This is a genomic window from Actinoplanes sp. OR16 (assembly GCF_004001265.1).
GTDB lineage: Bacteria > Actinomycetota > Actinomycetes > Mycobacteriales > Micromonosporaceae > Actinoplanes.
In genome coordinates this window covers 846,071-865,816 of sequence record NZ_AP019371.1, presented here as the reverse complement: position 1 = coordinate 865,816, position 19,746 = coordinate 846,071, and the positions used below count along the sequence as shown (strand labels likewise).

17 protein-coding genes are annotated in these 19,746 nt (G+C 70.0%); 9 read left to right on the top strand and 8 right to left on the bottom strand.

The features are described from left to right. Positions 1–135: 135 nt before the first annotated feature. The 5 genes from EP757_RS03895 to EP757_RS03875 are packed head-to-tail and all read left to right on the top strand — an operon-like array spanning position 136 to position 7,478. Positions 136–1,614 carry an aspartate aminotransferase family protein gene (locus EP757_RS03895; RefSeq protein ID WP_127542829.1) on the top strand — a complete coding sequence of 493 codons (1,479 nt, stop codon included), beginning with the start codon at positions 136–138 and terminating at the stop codon, positions 1,612–1,614. Continuing rightward, the gene (locus EP757_RS03890) at positions 1,614–2,903 is read left to right on the top strand and encodes a lysine N(6)-hydroxylase/L-ornithine N(5)-oxygenase family protein (protein ID WP_127542828.1); all 1,290 of its coding nucleotides are present in this window, start codon (positions 1,614–1,616) and stop codon (positions 2,901–2,903) included. Before EP757_RS03895 ends, EP757_RS03890 begins: the two co-directional genes overlap by 1 nt. Continuing rightward, positions 2,900–5,107, top strand: coding sequence for a GNAT family N-acetyltransferase (locus tag EP757_RS03885; RefSeq protein ID WP_127542827.1), 2,208 nt, complete (start codon positions 2,900–2,902; stop codon positions 5,105–5,107). Before EP757_RS03890 ends, EP757_RS03885 begins: the two co-directional genes overlap by 4 nt. After that, on the top strand, positions 5,104–6,915 hold the full coding sequence (locus EP757_RS03880; RefSeq protein ID WP_127542826.1) for a penicillin acylase family protein: 1,812 nt from the start codon (positions 5,104–5,106) through the stop codon (positions 6,913–6,915). The genes EP757_RS03885 and EP757_RS03880 overlap by 4 nt, the downstream gene beginning before the upstream one ends. Continuing rightward, entirely contained in the window at positions 6,915–7,478 is a 564-nt protein-coding gene (locus EP757_RS03875; protein ID WP_127554072.1) for a GNAT family N-acetyltransferase, read from the top strand. The genes EP757_RS03880 and EP757_RS03875 overlap by 1 nt, the downstream gene beginning before the upstream one ends. A 58-nt stretch (positions 7,479–7,536) precedes the next feature. Here the strand turns inward: EP757_RS03875 and EP757_RS03870 are convergent, their stop codons facing one another. Further along, positions 7,537–8,841, bottom strand: a complete 1,305-nt coding sequence (locus tag EP757_RS03870; RefSeq protein ID WP_232049958.1) for an IS256 family transposase — start codon at positions 8,839–8,841, stop codon at positions 7,537–7,539. A gap of 139 nt (positions 8,842–8,980) precedes the next feature. On the opposite strand from EP757_RS03870, the gene EP757_RS03865 reads away from it, so the two are divergent. Next, the gene (locus EP757_RS03865; protein ID WP_127542825.1) at positions 8,981–9,430 is read left to right on the top strand and encodes a YdeI/OmpD-associated family protein; all 450 of its coding nucleotides are present in this window, start codon (positions 8,981–8,983) and stop codon (positions 9,428–9,430) included. Here EP757_RS03865 and EP757_RS03860 read toward each other — a convergent pair. After that, positions 9,427–10,569, bottom strand: a complete 1,143-nt coding sequence (locus EP757_RS03860; protein WP_127542824.1) for a hypothetical protein — start codon at positions 10,567–10,569, stop codon at positions 9,427–9,429. The two genes, EP757_RS03865 and EP757_RS03860, sit on opposite strands and share 4 nt — an antisense overlap. Before the next feature lie 154 nt (positions 10,570–10,723). On the opposite strand from EP757_RS03860, the gene EP757_RS03855 reads away from it, so the two are divergent. Together EP757_RS03855 and EP757_RS03850 are read left to right on the top strand one after the other, a co-directional pair. Continuing rightward, complete coding sequence (locus EP757_RS03855; protein ID WP_127542823.1) at positions 10,724–11,428, top strand: SemiSWEET transporter; 705 nt, start codon at positions 10,724–10,726, stop codon at positions 11,426–11,428. A gap of 95 nt (positions 11,429–11,523) precedes the next feature. Further along, positions 11,524–13,281: an alpha/beta hydrolase gene (locus EP757_RS03850; protein ID WP_127542822.1), complete on the top strand. Its 1,758-nt coding sequence runs from the start codon at positions 11,524–11,526 to the stop codon at positions 13,279–13,281. Positions 13,282–13,330: 49 nt separating this feature from the next. Here the strand turns inward: EP757_RS03850 and EP757_RS03845 are convergent, their stop codons facing one another. The 6 genes from EP757_RS03845 to cbiE form a co-directional block, all read right to left on the bottom strand. Then, complete coding sequence (locus EP757_RS03845; RefSeq protein WP_127542821.1) at positions 13,331–14,005, bottom strand: SDR family oxidoreductase; 675 nt, start codon at positions 14,003–14,005, stop codon at positions 13,331–13,333. Positions 14,006–14,074: 69 nt separating this feature from the next. Then, positions 14,075–14,605, bottom strand: coding sequence for a hypothetical protein (locus tag EP757_RS03840; protein ID WP_127542820.1), 531 nt, complete (start codon positions 14,603–14,605; stop codon positions 14,075–14,077). A gap of 5 nt (positions 14,606–14,610) precedes the next feature. Continuing rightward, positions 14,611–15,222 (bottom strand): hypothetical protein, encoded by a 612-nt coding sequence (locus EP757_RS03835; RefSeq protein ID WP_127542819.1) that lies wholly within the window; start codon positions 15,220–15,222, stop codon positions 14,611–14,613. A gap of 49 nt (positions 15,223–15,271) precedes the next feature. Then, entirely contained in the window at positions 15,272–16,024 is a 753-nt protein-coding gene (locus EP757_RS03830; protein WP_127542818.1) for a cobalt-precorrin-6A reductase, read from the bottom strand. Further along, positions 16,021–16,764 (bottom strand): precorrin-4 C(11)-methyltransferase, encoded by a 744-nt coding sequence (cobM, locus tag EP757_RS03825; protein WP_127542817.1) that lies wholly within the window; start codon positions 16,762–16,764, stop codon positions 16,021–16,023. The genes EP757_RS03830 and cobM overlap by 4 nt, the downstream gene beginning before the upstream one ends. Next, the gene (gene cbiE / locus EP757_RS03820; RefSeq protein ID WP_127542816.1) at positions 16,761–17,969 is read right to left on the bottom strand and encodes a precorrin-6y C5,15-methyltransferase (decarboxylating) subunit CbiE; all 1,209 of its coding nucleotides are present in this window, start codon (positions 17,967–17,969) and stop codon (positions 16,761–16,763) included. The genes cobM and cbiE overlap by 4 nt, the downstream gene beginning before the upstream one ends. 139 nt (positions 17,970–18,108) lie before the next feature. On the opposite strand from cbiE, the gene EP757_RS03815 reads away from it, so the two are divergent. Further along, positions 18,109–19,728 carry a ferric reductase-like transmembrane domain-containing protein gene (locus EP757_RS03815; RefSeq protein ID WP_232050361.1) on the top strand — a complete coding sequence of 540 codons (1,620 nt, stop codon included), beginning with the start codon at positions 18,109–18,111 and terminating at the stop codon, positions 19,726–19,728. The last annotated feature ends 18 nt before the right edge of the window (positions 19,729–19,746 follow it).

The window sequence follows — 19,746 nt, the reverse complement described above, 5'->3', positions numbered from 1 at the left end:
GCTCGATGCGCTGGTGGCGGCCGATCTGGCGGCGCGCCGAACCGGGCCGTCGCCCCCCGACGCGACCCGATCAAGTTTCCAACCCGAGTCCGGCCCGTTAGCCTCCCCTTAGTTAGGTAAGGGTTACCTTATTAGTTGGAGGCCACGTTGGAGGGGTTCGCGTCCCCGCATCTGTTCTCCGGGTCCACTCTCGACGCTTACACGTCGGGTGTGTGGCACGCGTCGGCGCTGCTGGCGGACCGGGTGAAGACAGTGCGGCAGCCGTACTCCGGTGCATCGGTCACCGATCTTCAGGCTCAGGTCGACGCCGTCGACCTGGACCGCCCGCTCGGTGACACCGGCGCCGCGTTGCACGAGGTCGCCCGGCTCTATCTGGACAACGCCATCTGGTTCCACGAGCCGACGTACGTGGCGCACCTGAACTGCCCGGTAGCCATCCCCGCCCTCAGCGCGGAGGTCCTGATCTCCGCCGTCAACTCGTCCGTCGACACCTGGGACCAGAGCGCCACCGGCACCCTGATCGAGCGCCGGCTGATCGACTGGACCGCGGGCCGGATCGGATTCGGGCCGGACGCCGACGGCATCTTCACCAGCGGCGGCACCCAGTCGAACCTGCAGGCTCTGCTGCTGGCCCGCGAGGAGACCCTTGCGCACCGCGCCGAGGCCCGGGAGGACGCGCTGCCGCTTCTGCGGATCTTCGCGACCACCGAGAGCCACTTCAGCGTCAGCAAGTCGGCCGGCATCCTCGGCCTCGCCAAGGACGCCGTGGTCGCGGTCCCGACCGACGGCGACGGCCGGATGGACGCTACGGCGCTAGCAGCGGCGATCGAGGACGTCCGGCGTACCGGCCGCATCCCGATGGCGGTCGTCGCCACCGCCGGCACGACCGACCTCGGGCGGATCGACCCGGTCGCCGCCATCGGGACGATCTGTTCCGGACAGGGCGTCTGGTTCCACGTCGATGCGGCGTACGGCTGCGGTCTGCTCGTCTCGACCCGCCGCCGGCACCTCCTCGACGGCATCGAGAACGCCGATTCGGTGACCGTCGACTTCCACAAGAGCTTCTTCCAGCCGGTGAGCTCCAGTGCGATCGTGGTCCGCCGCGGCGAGACCATGCGCCGGATCGCGGTGCACGCCGACTACCTGAACCCGCGCACCGCGACCGTGCCGAACCAGGTCGACAAGAGCCTGCAGACGACGCGCCGGTTCGACGCGCTCAAGCTCTGGATGACGCTGCGGACGATCGGCTCCGAGCAGATCGGCGACATGTTCGACACCGTCGTCGACCGGGCCCACCAGGCCTGGGAGCACCTGCTCACGGACACCGACTTCGACGTGCTGACCGAACCCTCGCTGTCGACGATCCTGTTCAGGTTCCGGCCGGACGGGATGAGCGTCGAGCAGTGCGACGAGCTGATGCCACGGCTGCGGCAGGAGCTGTTCCGGGACGGTCAGGCGATCGTCGCCGGGACCACGGTGGGCGGCCACTACTGGCTGAAGTTCACCCTGCTCAACCCGAACACCACGATGGGCAACCTGAAGAACGTGCTGGACCTGATCCGCGGGATCGGGCACCGGCTCTCCGGCGAGACGACCGCGGCGGTGATGGCCTGATGCGTACCCATGACTTCGTCGCTGTCGGTGTGGGACCGTTCAACCTCGGGTTGGCGGCGCTCACCGACGGCCTGCCGGACGTCGACGGCGTCTTCCTGGAGCAGCGGTCCGAGTTCGACTGGCATCCGGGACTGATGCTGGAAGGCGTCACGATCCAGGTGCCGTTCATGGCCGACCTGGTCACGATGGCCGACCCGACGTCGAAGTTCTCCTTCCTCAACTATCTGAAGCAGGTGGGCCGGCTCTACCCGTTCTACATCCGGGAGAACTGGTTCCCGCTGCGCGCCGAGTACAACGAGTACTGCAAGTGGGTGGCCAAGCAGCTGCCGTCGATCCAGTGGAACACCCGGGTCGAGTCGGTCACCCACGACGGCGAGGCCTACCTGGTGCACACCCGGGCAGGGGAGACCTTCCGCACGCGCAAGCTGGTCCTCGGCATCGGCACGGCGCCGCGCGTCCCGGCCGCCGTCGACCAGGGCCCGTACGTGCACAGCGCCGACTATCTGCCGAACAAGCAGAAGCTGCAGGCCCTCGACTCGATCACGGTGGTCGGCAGCGGCCAGAGCGCGGCCGAGATCTACCTCGATCTGCTCAACGAGATCGAGACATACGGCTACCACCTCAGCTGGATCACCAGGTCGCCGCGGTACTTCCCGATGGAGTACACGAAGCTGACCCTCGAGATGACCTCGCCGGAGTACATCCGCTACCACCAGGCCCTGCCCATGGAGGTGCGCGACCGGCTCGGCCGGGAACAGCGCAACCTCTACAAGGGCATCAGCGCCGATCTGGTCGACGCCATCTACGACACCCTCTACGCGAAGAGCCTGCACGGGCCGGTCCCGACCACGCTGCTCACCAACACCGCCGTCGAAGGCGTGATCTGGGACGAGGCGGATCAGCGCTACACCCTGGCGCTGCACCACGCCGAGCAGGGCAGCTCGTTCACCGCGAAGACCCAGGGCCTGCTGCTCGCCACCGGTTATGCGCCGCGCGTCCCGTCCTTCCTGGAGCCGGTACGCGACCGCATCCGCTGGGACGCCAAGGGCCGCTTCGACGTAGCGGTCGACTACGCGGTCGACGTCACCGGCAACGAGGTGTTCGTGCAGAACGCCGAGGAGCACACGCACAGCGTCAACGCTCCCGACCTGGGCATGGGCCCGTACCGCAACTCGGTGATCCTCAAGGGCATCACCGGCCGCGAGATCTACAAGATCGAGGATTCGATCGCCTTCCAGCAGTTCGGCGCCCCGACCGCCGACATCCCCCGTCAATTGGTGACGTCATGAACCTCGTACCCCTGGATCTCGATCGTGATCTTGATCTGCTGCATTCCTGGGTGACCCACCCGCGCTCGCACTACTGGGGCCTGCAGGGCGCCGATCACGAGCGGGTGCGCGCCGAGTACCAGAAGATCGCCGACAACCCGCATCACCACGCGTGGCTCGGCCTCGACGACGACGGGACCCCGCTCTTCCTCGCCGAGACCTACGAGCCGGCGCACAGCGAGCTGGCTGCGTTCTATGACGTGCGGGCCGGGGACCTCGGCATGCACGTGCTGGTGGCGCCGCCGTCCTCCGATGATCGGAAGCGGTCCGGGCTCACCTCGGCGGTGTTCCGTGCCGTGATGGACTTCTGCTTCGCTGACCCGCGGGTCAGCCGGGTCGTCGTCGAGCCGGACGTGCGCAACGAGGCGATCGCCCGGAAGAACGCCGAGGCCGGTTTCGTCGAGGAACGGCACATCCAGCTCCACGACAAGGTGGCACGGCTCAGCTTCTGCACCCGGGCCGCCTACGAGATGAGCGTCCCGCACCTGAACCCGGCGACGATCGAGCTGGCCCACCGCCGGTTGATCGCGAAGGCGCTGGGGGAGTTCGCCCATGAGCGGTTGATCGCGCCCGTTGCCGAGGGCGGCGGATACCGGTTCGCTGACTGGACGTTCCGGGCGAAGCGCCTCCCGATGGAGCACTGGATCGTCGACCCCGCGTCACTGGAAGGACCCCTCGACGCGCTCGACTTCATCTCGGGGCTCCGCGAGACGCTCGGCATCCCCCAGCAGCTGCTCGGGACGTACCTCGAAGAGATCTCCGCGACGCTGGCCGGCACCGCCTGGAAGCTGACCCACCGGCGGGAGACCGCGGACGAGCTGGTGCACGCCGATTTCCAGACCATCGAGGCCGCCATGACCGAGGGGCACCCCGGTTTCGTGGCGAACAACGGCCGGATCGGTTTCGGTCTCAAGGACCACGAGGCCTTCGCTCCCGAGGCGGGGGCGCCGGTGCGGCTCAGGTGGGTGGCGATCCTCAAGTCGGAGAGCATCTTCGTGCTTTCTGAGGACGAGCGTTCGTTCTATGCCGACGAACTCGGAGCCGAGCAACTCGAATACTTCGAGCGGCGGCTGAGTTCCCTGGGGCTTAATCCGGAGATATACCGATACCTCCCGGTCCATCCGTGGCAATGGGAGCACAAACTGGCGATCACCTTCGCTCCGGAGATCGCCCGTCGCGCCATCGTCCCGCTCGACGAAAGCAATGACCGTTACCGGGCACAGCAGTCGATCCGCACCTTCTTCAACGTGGACCGTCAGGACCGGCACTACGTGAAGACCGCGATCGCCGTGCAGAACATGGGCTTCCTGCGGGGCCTGTCGCCGAAATACATGCAGGCCACCCCGCCGATCAACGAGTGGGTCGCGGACGTCGTGAACAACGACGAGGAGTTGCGCGCCTGCCGGTTCGAGGTGCTGCGGGAACTGGCCGCGATCGGGTACACCGGGGACGCCTACCACCGGGTCGGGACGCCGAGCGCGTACACCAAGATGCTCGCCGCGCTGTGGCGGGAGAGCCCGATCCCGCGCTTGGCGGAGAACGAGCGCCTCGCCACGATGGCCAGCCTCGTGCACCGCGACCGCGACGGGAACGCCCTGGTCACCGCGCTGATCCGGGAATCCGGCGTGAGCCCGGCCGAGTGGGTCGCCACGTACTTCCGCGCCTACCTGCGCCCGATCGTGCACTGCCTCCTCCAACATGACCTCGCGTTCATGCCGCACGGCGAGAACCTGATCCTGGTGCTGGAGAACCACGTGCCGACCCGGGTGTTCATGAAGGACATCGGCGAGGAAGTGGCGGTCATGAACGACCAGCCGCTGCCCGGTGAGGTCGAGCGGATCCGCATGATCACCACGGTGGAGCTGAAGGAGCTGGCGCTCTTCACCGACGTCTTCGACGGATTCCTGCGGCACCTCGCCGGCATCCTCGACGCCGACGGCGTGCTCCCCTGGCCGGACTTCTGGTCGCTGGCCGGGGACTGCGTCCGCGAGCACGCCAAGGACCACCCGGCGATCGCGGGACGCCTCGACCTCTTCCGGCCCGCCTTCGCGCACTCCTGCCTGAACCGTCTTCAGCTGCGCAACACGCTGCAGATGGTGGATCTGGCCGACCAGGAGAGCTCGCTCATCTACGCCGGTGAGCTGGAGAATCCGATCGCTTCATGACGGTCTATCGCGACGACTACGGAATCCCGCACCTGCGGGCCGGCTCGGTTCTCGAACTGGCCTACCTTCAGGGGCGGGTGACCGCTTCTGATCGTGGTCGCCAGCTCGTCACCGAGCGTCTCCGCTCGGAGGGCCGGCTGGCTTCGGTCGTCGGTCCCGACGAGGTGGAGTGGGACGTCTTCGCCCGGCGGGCCCGTCTCGATGACACCGCTCAGCGGTGTTTCGCCACGCTTTCTCCCGAGACACGTGCCTTCCTGTCGTCCTATGCCGACGGCGTTCGTGCCGCCGGCATCGAGTGGAACGACTGGTCGTCCCTCGGCGTCTTCCAGGTGCAGCACATCCTCTTCGGGACATTCCCCAACAAGATGTGGCGGGCGCACGTCGAACGCACCCTCGGCCCCGCCGCCCTGGAATGGTTCGCGATCGAAGGCCCGGGCGGCTCCGGCAGCAACGCCTGGGCCGTACCCGGTGAGATCGCCGGCGACCCGCACCGCCTCCTCGAACTCCCCGGCGTCTACCAGCAGATCCGCCTCGCCTGCCCGGAGTTCGACGTCGCCGGCCTGACCTTCCCCGGCGTCCCCGGCGTCCAGCACTTCGGTCACGCCGGCCCGGTCGCCTGGGCGATCACCAACGCGATGGCCGACTACCAGGACCTCTACATCGAGGAACTCCGCACGACCTCGTCGGGGGTCGAGGCCCGGGGCGCGGCCGGCTGGGAGCCGGTGGTCACCGTTCAGGAGACGATTCTCGTACGCGGGGAGCACCCGGTCGAGATCTCCTGTCGGGAGACGGCCCGCGGACCGCTCATCCAGGAGACCGGCGGTCTCGCTCTGAGCCTGCGCACCCCGGCACGCGTCTCGTCCGACCTCGGCTTCGACGCGCTGCTGCCGTTGCTGCGCTCGTCCACCGTGGACGACGTGGCCGACGCCTTCGCCGGCTGGGTCGAGCCGGTGAACAGCGTGCTGATCGCCGACGGCTCGGGACGGATCGTGCAGCAGACCGCCGGCCGGGTGCCGCTCCGCGACGACCGCAACCGCTGGGTGCCGGTACCCGCCTGGGCTGATCGTTTCGCCTGGCAGCCGGGCTGGGCGCCGATGCACCGCGAGGACGTGCCGTCGGCCGTCAACGCGAACGATCGCCGTCCCGACTCGGAACCGCACGGCATCGACTTCGCGCCGCCCGCACGGGCGCGGCGGATCCGTACCCTCCTCGACGCCGGCGTGCCGCACGCGCTGATCCACATGGACACCTCGATGGCGGCGGACTCCGTCGAAGCGGGCCGGCACGAGGCCTGGCGTTCCGCCGTGGCCCGGGCGCTGTGGGAGCGCCCCGAGCTGAAGCCGCTCTTCGAGGACTCCGGCTACGACCCGCTCTTCGCGCCCTGGACCGACCCGCGCGGCCGGATCGGTCACGCCCTCGACGGCGTGCTCCGCGGTCTGGGCCTGGACCCGGCCGAGCTGGTCGACCCCGCCGTGATCGAGTCGGAGGAGTGGGGCACGCGCCACCTGCTCCACCCGATCCCGTTGCCCGGCCTCGACATCGCGTTCCCGGTCGTCCCGCTCTCCGGCTCGCGGGACTGCGTCCTGAACACGTCGAGCGTCACCGGGGTGAGCGACCTGTGCGTCCGGGGTCCGGTGGCCCGCTACATCTGGGACGTCTCGGACCGGCGGCGGAGCCGCTGGGTGGTGCCGTTCGGCGCCGTCGACGACCCGTCATCCCCGCATTTCCTGGACCAGTTGCCGCTCTGGGCGTCAGGTGACCTGGTCCCGCTGGTGACCGACTGGGACCACCTCGTGGAGGAACCGTGATCGTCTTTTCCGAGAAGCTCCCCGGCCTGGGCGAGCTCATCATGATCCCGCTGAACCCCTCGGCCCACGCGGCGGTGGTGCACGGCTGGGTGACGAAGCCGCGCAACCAGTACTGGGGGATGCTCGACCACACCGTCGAGCAGGTCGAGGAGATCTACGCCTTCGTGGACGGGCTCGACAGCCACCACGCCTACCTGCTGCTGCTGGACGATGCTCCGATCGGCGTCTTCCAGACGTATCAGCCCGAGAACGACCCGGTGAGCGACTGCTACGACGTCCAGCCCGGCGACTTCGGCCTCCACCTCCTCCTGGACGCCGGCGACCGCAACCTGCCGCACGTGACCAGCGCCGTCTTCCCGGCCCTGCTGCGCCACCTCTTTACCGACCCGTCCCGGACCCGCATCATCGCCGAACCGGACATCCGCAACACCCGCATGATCACCCGCCTGCGGAGGGAGGGGTTCGAACTCGGCCCCGAGATCGAACTGCCTCACAAGAAGGCCCAGCTGACCTTCCTCCCCCGAGCCGCCTTCCCGCCGGCCCAGCCCGACGTCCCGCTGTGACCCATCGCTGTCGAACGGGGACTGTCAAGAAAACGGTGTAACTCGATCTTGTTGAGGGTTAGTTGCGGCCTGCGGTGAGCCGTCCTTCGAAGGCGAGGTCGAAGGCGTTGAGGGCGGGTTTCCAGCGGATGGTCCAGCGGCGGCGGCCAGCGCCGGTCGGGTCCAGGGCCATCACGGCCAGGTAGACGCATTTCAGGGCGGCCTGCTCGTTCGGGAAGTGCCCGCGGGCCCGGACGGCGCGGCGGATGCGGGCGTTCACGCTCTCGATCGCGTTGGTGGAGCAGACGACCTTACGGATTTCGGCGTCGAACGCGAGGAACGGCACGAACTCGGCCCAGGCGTTCTCCCAGAGCCGGACGATCGCCGGATATCGCTCGCCCCAGGCCTCAGCGAACTCCAGGAAGCGCTGCTCGGCAGCCTGCTCGGTCGGTGCGGTGTAGACCGGCTTGAGTGCCTTGGCGATGGCGTCGTAGTGCTGGCGGCCGGCGTATTTGAACGAGTTGCGCAGCAGGTGCACCACGCAGGTCTGGACCACGGTCTTCGGCCAGACGGTGTTGATCGCGTCAGGCAGCCCGGTCAGGCCGTCGCAGACGGCCATCAGCACGTCCTCGACACCACGGTTCTTGAGCTCGGTGCACACGCTGAACCAGAACTTGGCGCCTTCGCCGCCGTCGCCAGCCCAGAGCCCGAGGATGTCGCGGGTGCCCTCGGCGGTGACCGCGAGGGCGACGTAGATGGGCCGGTTGGCGACTTTGCCGTCGCGGATCTTGACGTTGATCGCGTCCAGGAAGATCACCGGATAGACCCTGTCGAGGGGCCGGTTCTGCCACTCGGCCATGCCGTCGATGACCTTATCGGTGATCGTGGAGATCGTCTGGCGCGAGACGTCGGCGCCATAGACCTCGGCCAGGTGAGCGCTGATCTCCCCGGTGGTCAGGCCTTTCGCCGACAGCGACAGGACCATGTCCTCGACACCAGTCAGCCGACGTTGCCGCTTCTTGACGATCTGCGGCTCGAACGAGGCGTCGCGATCGCGCGGCACGGTGATCTCGACCGGGCCGACATCGGTCAGCACGGTCTTGGCCCGGGTCCCGTTACGGGAGTTGCCGCCGTCTTTGCCGGCCGGGTCGTGTTTCTCATAGCCGAGGTGATCGGTGATCTCACCATCGAGGGCGGCTTCGATCACTCGCTTGGTCAACTGCTGCAGCAGACCGCCTTCGCCGGTCAGTTGCAGGCCCGCTGCGCGGGCCTGCTCGACCAGCTGGCCGACTAGCTCGGCATCCACGCCTTCCGGGGTGGTTGCCGGATCCTTCTTCTTGGCCACCGCCGAAGTATCCACGGTGGCATCGATCGTCACGGTCATCTGGTGTCTCCTTGATCAGGAGTTACACCGTTTTTCTTACAGTCCCGTCGAACGGGCCGCGGGACGGCCATGGGTCACAGCCGGGTTCGTAGAGGTCGGATCGGTGTGTAGGCGGGGCGCCGGGAATTAGGGTGGCGGGATGGAGTTTCGGGCGGAGTTGCAACGCACGGGCGGGACGACCACCGGCTTCCAGGTTGCCGACGCGATCGTGGAGGGGCTCGGCGGCGGCGGGCGGCCCAAGGTCGTCGTCAAGGTGAACGGATACGAGTTCCGGTCGTCGATCGCGAAGATGGGCGGCGACTACTGGCTGGGTGTGAGCGCCGAGCGGCGTAAGGACGGCGGCCTCGAAGGCGGCGAGACCTACGACGTCGTGGTGGAGCTGGACAGCGCGCCCCGGACGGTCGAGGTGCCGGAGGACCTGGACGCGGTGCTGACCATGGAGCCGCACGTCAAGGCGTTCTGGGAGAGCCTGTCGTTCAGCAATCAGCGCTGGCACGCCGAGCAGATCACGTCCGCGAAGACACCGGAGACGCGGGCGCGGCGCCTGGCGAAGTCCCTGGAGATGCTGCGGGCCGGGAAGGCGCGCTAACGGGTCGGCCGGTACGCCACCTCCGGGTCGAGCAGCGCCACCCAGGACGGGCGGTACGCGGGAAGGCGGCCGTCCATCTCCTCCTGCAGGTTCGTCCGCCACGGGCCGGACACGCCGTCGTCGTGCCACCAGGCCGGCCACGAGTCGTACCGCCGCTCGATCTGGACTCCGCCGGCACTCGTCTCGATCCGCAGGTAGAGCCACCGCCCGTACCGGGGGTCGGACTCGGCGCGGCGCAGGGTGCGGACGAGTTCGGTGAGCCGCCGGAAGCCCGCGTAGCGTTCCGAGCCGGGTTCGTCGGCGGGCGGCAGCGAGCCGGACTGCGCGCTGAAGCTGGTGGCGTCGGCGTAGGCGAGGAGGGTGCAGCGCCCGTCGCCGGCCGGTGAGTGTTCGCGCAGCCAGAGGATGAGGGCTTCGAGCTCGTCGGTGTCCGGTGGCGCGGGACGGCGGAGTTCGGTGGCGTCCTGCATGGCGGCCCAGACGAGCCGGTCGTGTTCGCCCTGGCTGAGCCGGCGGACGCGGCGCATCGGCGGGCGTCTTCCGGGCGGGATGCGGGGCGCCGACGAGCCGGGGACCAGGCCGGCCCGGGTGGCGACGGCGAGGGCGGCCCCGGTGTCCACGGCGTCGCCCAGTAGTTCGCGGAGGCCGTCGGGGGTGAGCTCCGCGCGTACCGCTAAGGCGAGCAGGCGGGAAGCCGCCTCGCGGGACCCACCCGGACCTGCCGCAGCGAGCAGCGCCGTGATCGTGTTGTCGGCGGTGAGCAGGGGCTGGAGCAGGTCGGTCATGCCGTCGAGGAGCCCGTCGTGGTAGCGGACCCGGGACCATCGGCCGTTCTCGTGCCAGATGACGAAGCCGAGGGTGAGCGGGGTGAGGTCGTCCCAGGGCAGCCAGTCGGGGGCGCCGGTGAGCAGGTCCAGCTGGTCGGCGGAGGGTGAGGTGGAAGAGGAGCCGTACAGCACGGCGCGTCTGCCGTCGAGCAGGGCGAAACGAGCCCAGCCCGTGTCACGGTCGTCGAGTGCGGCGCCACGGTCGTCGATCGACCACACGCCGGCGTGGCCGAGGCCGGTGAGGGCGGCGCCCAACGTAGCCCAGCGGGTCCAGAGCAGTCCGGGCGCGGGCAGGTCCACGTCGGTCAGCATCCGTCCACTGTGCCAAACGAACGTCGATGGTCGTCACCCCGCCCGCCGGGTTGCGGCTTCGTTGTAGCCGGGTGCGATGCGGGTGCTGTCCGTCAGCGCCGCGATGAGCAGGCCGAACGGATCGGTGCAACTGTCACCGACTCGGAAACGGATTATGCTGCTCCACGTCTTCGGCACGCTCGGCGCCGCCCTGTCCATGTCCATCGCCTGGCCCCAGGTCTACCGGTCCTGTGTGCGCCGCCGCACCAGCGGTCTGTCCGCCACGGCATGCATGCTCGGTGTCGCGATGCCGCTGGGGTGGGTCACCTACGGTCTGCTGATCGGTGACCCGTTCCAGGTCGTCACGAACGTGGTCAGCTCGAGCACCGGCGCGGCGATCCTCCTGGCCCTTCTGATCACCCAACCCCATCTTCGTACGCGGAAAGCCCTGCTCACCAGCGCGGGCACGGCGGCGGGCGTGCTCGCAGCCGTGATGATCATCGCCGCGCTCGCTGCTCTGCCGCAGGTCAGCGGCCCGGCGGCGGCGGCGACGCTCGGCTCGGTGCTGGCCTGCGTGTCGTTCGTGTCGGCGATCCCGCAGCCGCTGGCCCTGCTCCGCGACCGCAACCAGGACCTCTCCGGACTGTCCCCGCTGCGCTGGCGTCTCGCCGCGGCGGCCTGCGCCTCGTGGCTGCTGTACGGCGTCGGCGCCGGTCAGCCGGCCGTCTGGGCGTCCGCTCTGGTCGGCCTGACCAGCGCCCTGATCGTCAACGGCGTGCTGATCGCCCGTGCGCCGCGCCGCGCGAAGGCGCCGTCGGCCGCGCCGGTGACGTGGCGGCACGAGGTCGTGACCCGCAACCTGGCGACAGCCGGCGTCTGACCGATATTGACCGTAAGGGGGTCCCTCTCAGGGGGACCCCCTTCGCGTGCATCGGCCCCCTACGATGCGTGGCGTCTGAAGAAGGGGGGCAATGCATGCCCATTCCACGATCGCGTTTGCTGGTCGCCGGCCTCGCCGGACTCGCCCTGACCGTGAGCGCGTCCGTTCCCGCCAGCGCATTCGCGCCGCAGGCCGCGGCAGCGAAGCCGGCCAGTACCAGCAAGACCGAGAAGAAGCGTCTGGACAAGCTGAAGACGCCGAAGCTGGGCTGGTACAAGTGCTACCAGATCGCCGAGTGCGCCACCGTGAAGGTGCCGCTCGACTACGACAAGCCGAAGGGCGCCAAGACCGAGATCGCGGTCCTGCGGGTCAAGGCGAAGAACCAGAAGAAGAAGATCGGCAGTCTCTTCCTGAACCCGGGTGGACCGGGTGGTTCGGCCACCGACTTCGCGCTCTTCGCCCCGAACTTCCTGAGCGACTCGGTCCTCGAGCGCTTCGACGTGGTCGGCGTGGACCCGCGCGGCATCGGCGCGAGCGCCAACATCAAGTGCTTCAGGTCGGTCAAGGAGCAGACCGCGGTCTTCGCCGGCATGAACGTCGCCTTCCCCCTCGGCAAGACGGAGGAGGCGAAGTACGTCAAGTCGGCGAAGGCGTTCGGCAAGAGCTGCTCGACCACCGGCAAGACCCTCGCGGGCGCGATGTCCACGGCCGAGGTGGCCCGCGACATGGAGCTGATGCGCCGCGCCGTCGGTGACAAGAAGCTGACCTACCTGGGCTTCAGCTACGGCACCGCGCTCGGCCAGTACTACGCGAACATGTTCCCGGACCGGTTCCGGGCGATCGCCGTCGACGGCAACATCGACCCGCGGCAGTGGGTGGGCGCCGGCAAGAGCGGCAGCCGGATCCTGGACGCGCGGATGAAGTCGGCGGACGGCGCGTACAAGGCCCTGCAGGAGATCCTCAAGCGCTGTGACAAAGCCGGCGAGGAGTTCTGCGAGTTCGCCGCCGGCGACCCGGTGAAGAACTTCGCGTCGATCGCCAAGAAGCTGCGCGCCAAGCCGCTGGTGATCTCCGACGAGTTCGGCACCTTCAAGATCACCTACGCGGACTTCGTGGGCGCGGCGCTCAGCTCGCTCTACGGCACCTACGCCGGCGAGGAGATCGCCTCGCTGGCCGCCTACGTCGACGACCTCCAGCGCAAGACGTCCGGCGCGGCCGAGGCGCGGGCCCAGCTGCTGCAGCGCATCCGGGCCGCCAAGTCGGTCGGGTTCGACTTCCCGTACGACAACGGCTTCGAGGCGCAGAGCGCTGTCATCTGCACCGACGGCAAGCACCCGAAGTACGCCAGCTCGTGGCCGGCCTCGACGGCGACCCGCGACATCGTGGCGCCCTACTTCGGCCGTGCCTGGGGCTGGCTGACCGCCCAGTGCGCCACGAACACCTGGAAGGTCAAGGACGAGGACGCGTACCGGGGACCGTTCAACTCCCGGACCGCCAAGCCGGTGCTGGTCGTCGGCAACTACTGGGACCCGGCGACCAACTACGCCGCCTCGGTCTCGTCCAGCAAGCTGCTGCCGAACTCGCGCCTGCTCAGCAGCGACAACTGGGGGCACACCGCGTACGGCAGCGGCGTCTGCGCCACCAACGCGATCGACGCCTACCTGCTCAGCGGCAAGCTGCCCGCCAAGGGCACCGTGTGCAAGGCCGCCCACCAGCCGTTCACCACGAAGATCCCGACCGATCCGGGTGACCTCTCGGCGAACGCCACGAAGGCCGCGAAGCCCGGCAAGCAGCTGCCGCCGGTCGTCGCGCCGAAGCCGGTCTCGATCCTGACCGGAGGACTGGTCGGCTGACCTGTCGTGGGGGCGGCCGTCAAAGGGCCGCCCCCACGACAGGACCCGGCTATGAACGCCAAGCCGCCAGGGTGGTCGAGCCCAGCCGCGCGCCGGGCCCGGCCACCAGGGCGCCGTCCTCGACGTCCGCGCCCATCCAGCCGCTGCCGGCCGTGGAGCCCAGCTCGCCGATCGTGACCACCTCCGGGCCGGCGATCTCGACGATGCCGTTCACCGGCGCGCCCTCGGCGATCTCGACCAGGTACGCCACCAGATCGGACAGGGCGACCGGTTGCAGCCTCACGTCGGGGCCGCTGGTGCCCGAGCCGACGACCGTGTCGAGGAACTCGAAGAACTGGGTGGCTCGCACGATCGTGTAGTCGACGCCGCCGGCCTTCACCGCCGCCTCCTGGCCGAGCTTCGCCCGGTAGTACGGGTGCGCCTCGCCCGGCTCCAGCCCGACGATGGAGAGCACGACGTGGTGCCCGACGCCGGCCGTCCGCTCCGCCGCGGTCAGGTTCTCGGACGACTCGCGGAAGAACTGCGCGGCGGTCCCGTAATCGGGCGCGTTCGTCACGTCCACCACCACGTCGGCGCCGGTGAGGACCTCGTCCACGCCCTTGCCGGTGATCACGTCCACGCCCGTCGACCGGGATGCCGGAATAGCCTCGTGCCCCCGCGCCCGCAACGCCTCGACCAGTAGTCTCCCGGTCTGGCCGGTGCCGCCCACGATGACTGCCTTCATGATCGCTCCCTTGTTCGTGAGGTCATGAGGAGGACGAGTCACGGCGGCGGAGTGTGACAGTGAGGGGCTTCACACCCGCCGGGGCAGCTCCTCCTGCGCGGCCGCCAGCCAGTCGAGCGCGTATTCCAGATCGGTGGCGGCAGCCCGCCGGCGGTAGGAGCGATCGGCCCGGGCCGCCACCGCGCAGGCTTCGATCCGGCGGCGCAGCGACGCGTAGAGGTAGGGGTCGTCGATCGCGGCCGGCCCCGATGCCGGCCGTCGTCGCACCGATCGCACGACGGCCAGGAGGAGGAACGCGGCCGGCACTCCGGCAGCGGACGCGGCAGCGAGAAGAAGCGGATCACCGTCACCGACCAGAAATAACGGAAAAATCCCGGAAAGTAGTGGCAGTACGGCCACTCGGACCGGCCTCCTGTATCGCCGCCGCGCCCGCCGGACGTCACTGAGGACACTCCCGAGCCGGGCGAACCCCACCCGGTCGGGACGGTCAGCGGACCAGTCCCGGACCTGCGCGTCCCTCACCACGGCCGCCAGCTCCCGCTCGATCCGCGCGAGCCGGGGCGCCGCCCGACCGGCGAACGGATCATCCCGATGCCGCACCGCCCTCACCCCTTGGCCAGGTCGTGGAGGTATCTCTCCAGGCAGTCGATGCTCTGGCAGAGCAGCAGATCCGCCTCGGCCAGCCGCCGCGTCACCGGATCGACGCGGGCGGCGAACGCCAGCTCCGGCGACGTCCAGCGCTTCGAGCCGACGTGCCGCAGGGCGGCCGAGACGAGCCGAACCCGGGTCTGGGCCAGGAAGTCCGGCACGGTGATCAGAACCGGACCCGGAACCTGTGGCATCGGCAGCCGGGCGAGTCGGCGCCGGCCTAGTGCCATCCGGATCCGGCGGCCGGCCCACGGCGTCACCGCGGCGACCACGAGCAGCGCCGGCACCGCGGCGATCAGGGTGCCTGTGGTGCCCAGTCCGGCGGCGCGGGCGGCGCCGGTGGAGACGAGGACCGCGGCGAACGAGACGGCGCCCATGACGAGGGCCTGCGCCGGCATCGAGACGACACCCGCGGCCTCGGTGAGGACGGCGTCGACGGCGGCGAGGCGGGCGCACGCCGAGCGGATCCAGAACTGCCCGAACTCACTGGCGACGCTGACCTCGGCGAGGGCGTGCGACACGGCCGTCCGCACCGCGTTCAACTCCGCGTGCAGCGCTGACCCCGGCATATCCCGAGCGTCGCACCGATCACCCCCGATCCGGATCCCCTCGGCAGTGTCAGTTTTCCGCCAATAGAGCGATGGCCTCGGCGGGGGTGGACACCACGGGACCCGGCGGCAGCACGGGCCGATCCACCATCACCACCGGAAGGCCGAGTTCCCGGGCCGCCACCAGCTTCGCGTCCGCGCCGCCGCTGTCCTTCGTGACGAGCACGCCGATCCGGTGATCGGTCATCAGCCGCCGCTCACCGTCCACCGTGAACGGTCCCCGGTCGAGGATCACCGAGAGCCGCCGCGGCACGATCCCGTCCGGCGGTTCCACCGAGCGCGCCAGGAACCAGCAGCCGTCGAGTCCCGCGAACGCCGCGATGCCCTGCCGTCCCGTCGTCAGGAACACCCGGTGGCCCAGCTCCGGGATCAAGCCGGCGGCGGCGTCGAGCGACGCGACGCGGTGCCACTCATCGCCCGGCGAGGCGATCCAGCCCGGTCTGCGCAAGACCATTCGCGGTACGCCGGCACTCCTGCTCACTGGGCCGTGACCTCGAACATCCCCGCAGGCCAGTGCCGCATTCGAGGTGATCGTCGCAGCGAACGGATGCGTCGCGTCGATCAGCACGTCGATCCGCTCGTCCCGCAGGAACGCGGCCAGCCCCGCGACGCCGCCGAACCCGCCGATCCGCACCCGGCCGGCCGGCAGCAGCGGCTCCCGGGTCCGCCCGGCCAGCGAGCTGATCACGTCATGACCGGCTTCGACCAGCAGCGTGGCGAGCTGCCGGGCGTCCGACGTGCCGCCCAGCAGCAGGATCCTCACGACCGGCAGCGATCGGCCGAGTAGAGGTGGCTGTCCGGGAACTGCCCGGCGGTCAGCGCGGCGCCCACCACGATCACGGCGGTCCGCTTGATGCCCGCGTCCTCGACCCGGCCGGCGATGTCGGCGAGCGTGCCCCGCACGATCAGCTCGTCCGGCCGGCTGGCCCGCGCGACCACGGCGACCGGGCAGTCCGCGCCGTAGTTGCCGACCAGCTCCGCCACCACCGCGCCGATCCGCTGGACGGCCAGGTGGAGCACCATCGTGGACCGGCTCGCGCCGAGCGTCGCCAGATCCTCGCCCGGCGGCATCGCGGTGGCCCGTTCGGCGGTCCGGGTCAGGATCACGGTCTGCGCCACACCCGGAACCGTGAACTCGCGTCCCAGCGACGCCGCGGCGGCGGCGAAGGCGGGGACACCGGGCGTCACGTCGTACGGCACCCCGGCCGCGTCCAGCCGCCGCATCTGCTCGGCGACGGCGCTGAACACCGACGGGTCGCCGGAGTGCAGCCGCGCCACGTCGTGACCGGCCTCATGAGCGGCGACCATCTCGGCGACGATCTCGTCCAGGTTCAGGTTCGCGGTGTCGACCAGGCGGGCGCCGGGCGGGCACGCTTCGAGGAGCTCGGCCGGGACGAGGCTGCCGGCGTACAGGCAGACCGGCGCCGCGGCGATCAGCCGGTGCCCGCGCAGCGTGATGAGATCGGCGGCGCCCGGTCCGGCGCCGATGAAGTGCACTGTCATGGGAGGACCACCGACCAGATCGTGACGGGCATGAACGAGCGCCAGCCGGTGAAACCGCCGACCGGCGAGCCGCGCTGCACGGTGAGCCGGGTCAGCTCACCGCCGTGCTTCGCGTACGCGGCGGCGAGGACCGCCTCCGACTCGACGGTGACGGCGTTCGCGACCAGCCGGCCACCGGGTCGCAGCGCGGCGAGGCAGCGATCCAGGACGCCGTCGCGGGTCACGCCGCCACCGATGAAGATCGTGTCGGGCTGCGGCAGCCCGTCGAGGGCCTCCGGCGCCCGGCCGTGCACCACCCGCAACCCGGGGACGCCGAGGGCTGCCGCGTTCGCGGTGATCGTGGCGACCCGGTCGGCGGACGACTCGATGCCGATCGCCCGGCACGCCGGGTGGCTGCGCATCCACTCGATGGCGATGCTCCCGGAGCCGGCTCCGACGTCCCACAGCAGCTGTCCCGGCGCCGGTGACAGCGCGGCGAGTGTCACCGCCCGGACTTCACGCTTGGTGAGCTGGCCGTCCCCCTCGTACGCATCGTCGGGAAGCCCTGGCACGCAGGAAGCCGGCGGCCCGTCGCCCAGCTCGGCCGCGACCACGTTGAGGGGATCGCCGGGCGGCAGCACCCAGCCGCCGGCGGTACCCGCGACGACCCGCTCGCCCGGCCCGCCCAGCTGCTCCAGAACGGTCAGCGACGCCGACCCGTAGCCACGCTCGGTCAGCAGCGCGGCTACCGCGGCAGGCGTGTCCGCGCCGGTGGAGAGGATGAGGAGCCGCCGGTGCGGGTTGACCCAGCGATGAAGGATCCCGGTCGGGGCGGTGACCAAGCTCACCACGTCGGCGGAGGCCAGATCCCAGCCCAGCCGGGCGGCGGCGAGGGAGACCGACGACGGGTGCGGCAGGACGGCGATCCGCTCCGGGCCGAGCAGCCGGGCCAGCGTCGAACCGATGCCGTGGAACATCGGGTCGCCGCTGGCGAGCACTGCCACCCGCCGGCCGCGTTCCGCTTCCAGCAGCCCGGGCAGGGCCGGGACCAGCGGAGACGGCCAGGGGACACGGCGAGCGGCGATCGAGTCCGGCAGCAGGCCGAGCTGGCGCGAGCTGCCGAAGACGGCGTCGGCGGCGGCGAGCGCGCGTTGCGACGTACCGGAAAGGTCTGACCAGCCGCCGGCGCCGATGCCGACAACCGTGACCACCTCCGGGTTCTCCATGCGGGCAACCTATCCCGATCCCGCGGATCGGAATTTTCCGGAGGGTCGTTGAGCCAACCGGCGATCAGGCGCGTACCCATCTCTGACGGCTCCTCGCCGACCGGGGTCGTCACGTCAGCCGCAGGGGGTGGCAGACGCCGTGAGACGACTGCTGGCAGGTGAGGACGACATGGCCATACCGGCCTACCAGGACCAACGCGAGCTGCCCGACGACGACGGGTATTTCGCGGATCTGCGCTCCGACGGCCCCGGTTTCGACAGGCCCGGTTGGGACAATCCGTCGATGCCGCCTTGGCCGGCTTCTTCGCAGGCTGATCCCTATCGCCGCGACGAAGCCGCCGATCCGTACCGCCGCGGCGAAGTCGTCGTGGAGTCCCTCACCGACCCGACCGGCTGGAAGGCCGGAACCGGCGTCCCGATCCCCGACGACCGTCCGCCCGCCGAGGCGACCAGTGGCAACCGGCTGCTCACCGTGCTGCTGTTCTTCTCCGGCCTGGCGACCAGCATCTCCCTCTGGCTCTTCAACACCCAGGCCGGCGCGGTCAGCGACACCACCAGCATGATGCTCGCGGCCGGTCGTATCACCGGCGTGATCGGCGGCTACCTGCTCTTCATCCAGCTGCTCATGATGAGCCGGGTCTCCTGGCTGGAGGAGTGGGTCGGATCGCGCGACCTGCTGCGCTGGCACCGCTGGCTCGGCACCTCGCTGCTGGCCGCCGTCGTCGGCCACGTCGTCTTCATCGTGTACGGCTACGCGCTCACCGCCGGGACCGGCGTCGTCGAGCAGGGCTGGACCGTGATCACGACCTTCCCCGACATGATCAGCGCCACGGTCGCGACAGTGCTCCTGGTGCTGATCGCGCTCACGTCGATCCGATTCATCCGCAACGTCCTGCCGTACGAGCTCTGGCATCTCCTGCACCTGGCCGGCTATGCCGTGCTGCTGCTCGGGTACGCCCACCAGATCTCCGCGGGCGCCGACATGAGCGGGAGGTTCGCCTCGGTCTTCTGGCCGTTCCTCGGCTGCCTCACCATCGCGGCGCTGTTCTGGGGCCGCGTCGTCGAGCCGGTCTGGCTCAACGCCCGGCACCGGTTCACCGTGGCCGAGGTGGTCGGCGAGGGCGCCAACACGTTCTCGATCTACATCGAGGGCAAGCGGCTCGACAAGATCCCGGTGCAGGCCGGCCAGTTCATGCGCTGGCGGTTCCTCACCGCGAACGGCTGGTGGCAGTCGCACCCGTTCTCGCTCTCCGCCGCCCCGAACGGCCAGTGGCTGCGGCTCACCGTGACGATCGCCGGCGGGCACACCGCGAAGCTGGCGACGATGCGGCCGGGCACCCCGGTCTGGGCCGAGGGGCCGTTCGGCACGTTCACGGCCCAGCGTCGTACCCGCCGCCGTGCCCTGCTGATCGCCGGTGGCAGTGGCATCGCCCCGATCCGGGCGCTGCTCGAGGACATGCCCGCCGACACCATCGTGATCTACCGCGCCAGCCGGCCCGACGAACTGGTCTTCCGGGGCGAGCTGGAAGACCTGGCCGAGCAGCGGGACGCCTGGGTGCGGTACATCGTCGGCGGCCGCAACGACCCCGGCCCGCGGCGGCTCTTCACCCCCGAAGGGCTGCGCGGCCTGGTGCCGGACGTCAACCGGCGTGACGTCTACCTCTGCGGCCCGCCCGGACTGGTCAACGCGGCGGTCGGCACGCTGCACGACCTCGACGTGCCGCAGAGCCAGATCCACCTCGACCCCTTCGAGTTCTAGACCTTCTGGGAGTTCGGA

Bases quoted from the DNA above. Each gene is read 5' to 3' on its own strand.
- EP757_RS03860 (WP_127542824.1), bottom strand. From the start codon at position 10,569: ATGCTGACCGACGTGGACCTGCCCGCGCCCGGACTGCTCTGGACCCGC.
- cbiE (WP_127542816.1), bottom strand. From the start codon at position 17,969: ATGGAGAACCCGGAGGTGGTCACGGTTGTCGGCATCGGCGCCGGCGGC.
- EP757_RS03870 (WP_232049958.1), bottom strand. From the start codon at position 8,841: ATGACCGTGACGATCGATGCCACCGTGGATACTTCGGCGGTGGCCAAG.
- EP757_RS03845 (WP_127542821.1), bottom strand. From the start codon at position 14,005: ATGAAGGCAGTCATCGTGGGCGGCACCGGCCAGACCGGGAGACTACTG.
- cobM (WP_127542817.1), bottom strand. From the start codon at position 16,764: ATGACAGTGCACTTCATCGGCGCCGGACCGGGCGCCGCCGATCTCATC.
- EP757_RS03865 (WP_127542825.1), top strand. From the start codon at position 8,981: ATGGAGTTTCGGGCGGAGTTGCAACGCACGGGCGGGACGACCACCGGC.
- EP757_RS03885 (WP_127542827.1), top strand. From the start codon at position 2,900: ATGAACCTCGTACCCCTGGATCTCGATCGTGATCTTGATCTGCTGCAT.
- EP757_RS03890 (WP_127542828.1), top strand. From the start codon at position 1,614: ATGCGTACCCATGACTTCGTCGCTGTCGGTGTGGGACCGTTCAACCTC.
- EP757_RS03835 (WP_127542819.1), bottom strand. From the start codon at position 15,222: ATGCCGGGGTCAGCGCTGCACGCGGAGTTGAACGCGGTGCGGACGGCC.
- EP757_RS03855 (WP_127542823.1), top strand. From the start codon at position 10,724: ATGCTGCTCCACGTCTTCGGCACGCTCGGCGCCGCCCTGTCCATGTCC.
- EP757_RS03880 (WP_127542826.1), top strand. From the start codon at position 5,104: ATGACGGTCTATCGCGACGACTACGGAATCCCGCACCTGCGGGCCGGC.
- EP757_RS03850 (WP_127542822.1), top strand. From the start codon at position 11,524: ATGCCCATTCCACGATCGCGTTTGCTGGTCGCCGGCCTCGCCGGACTC.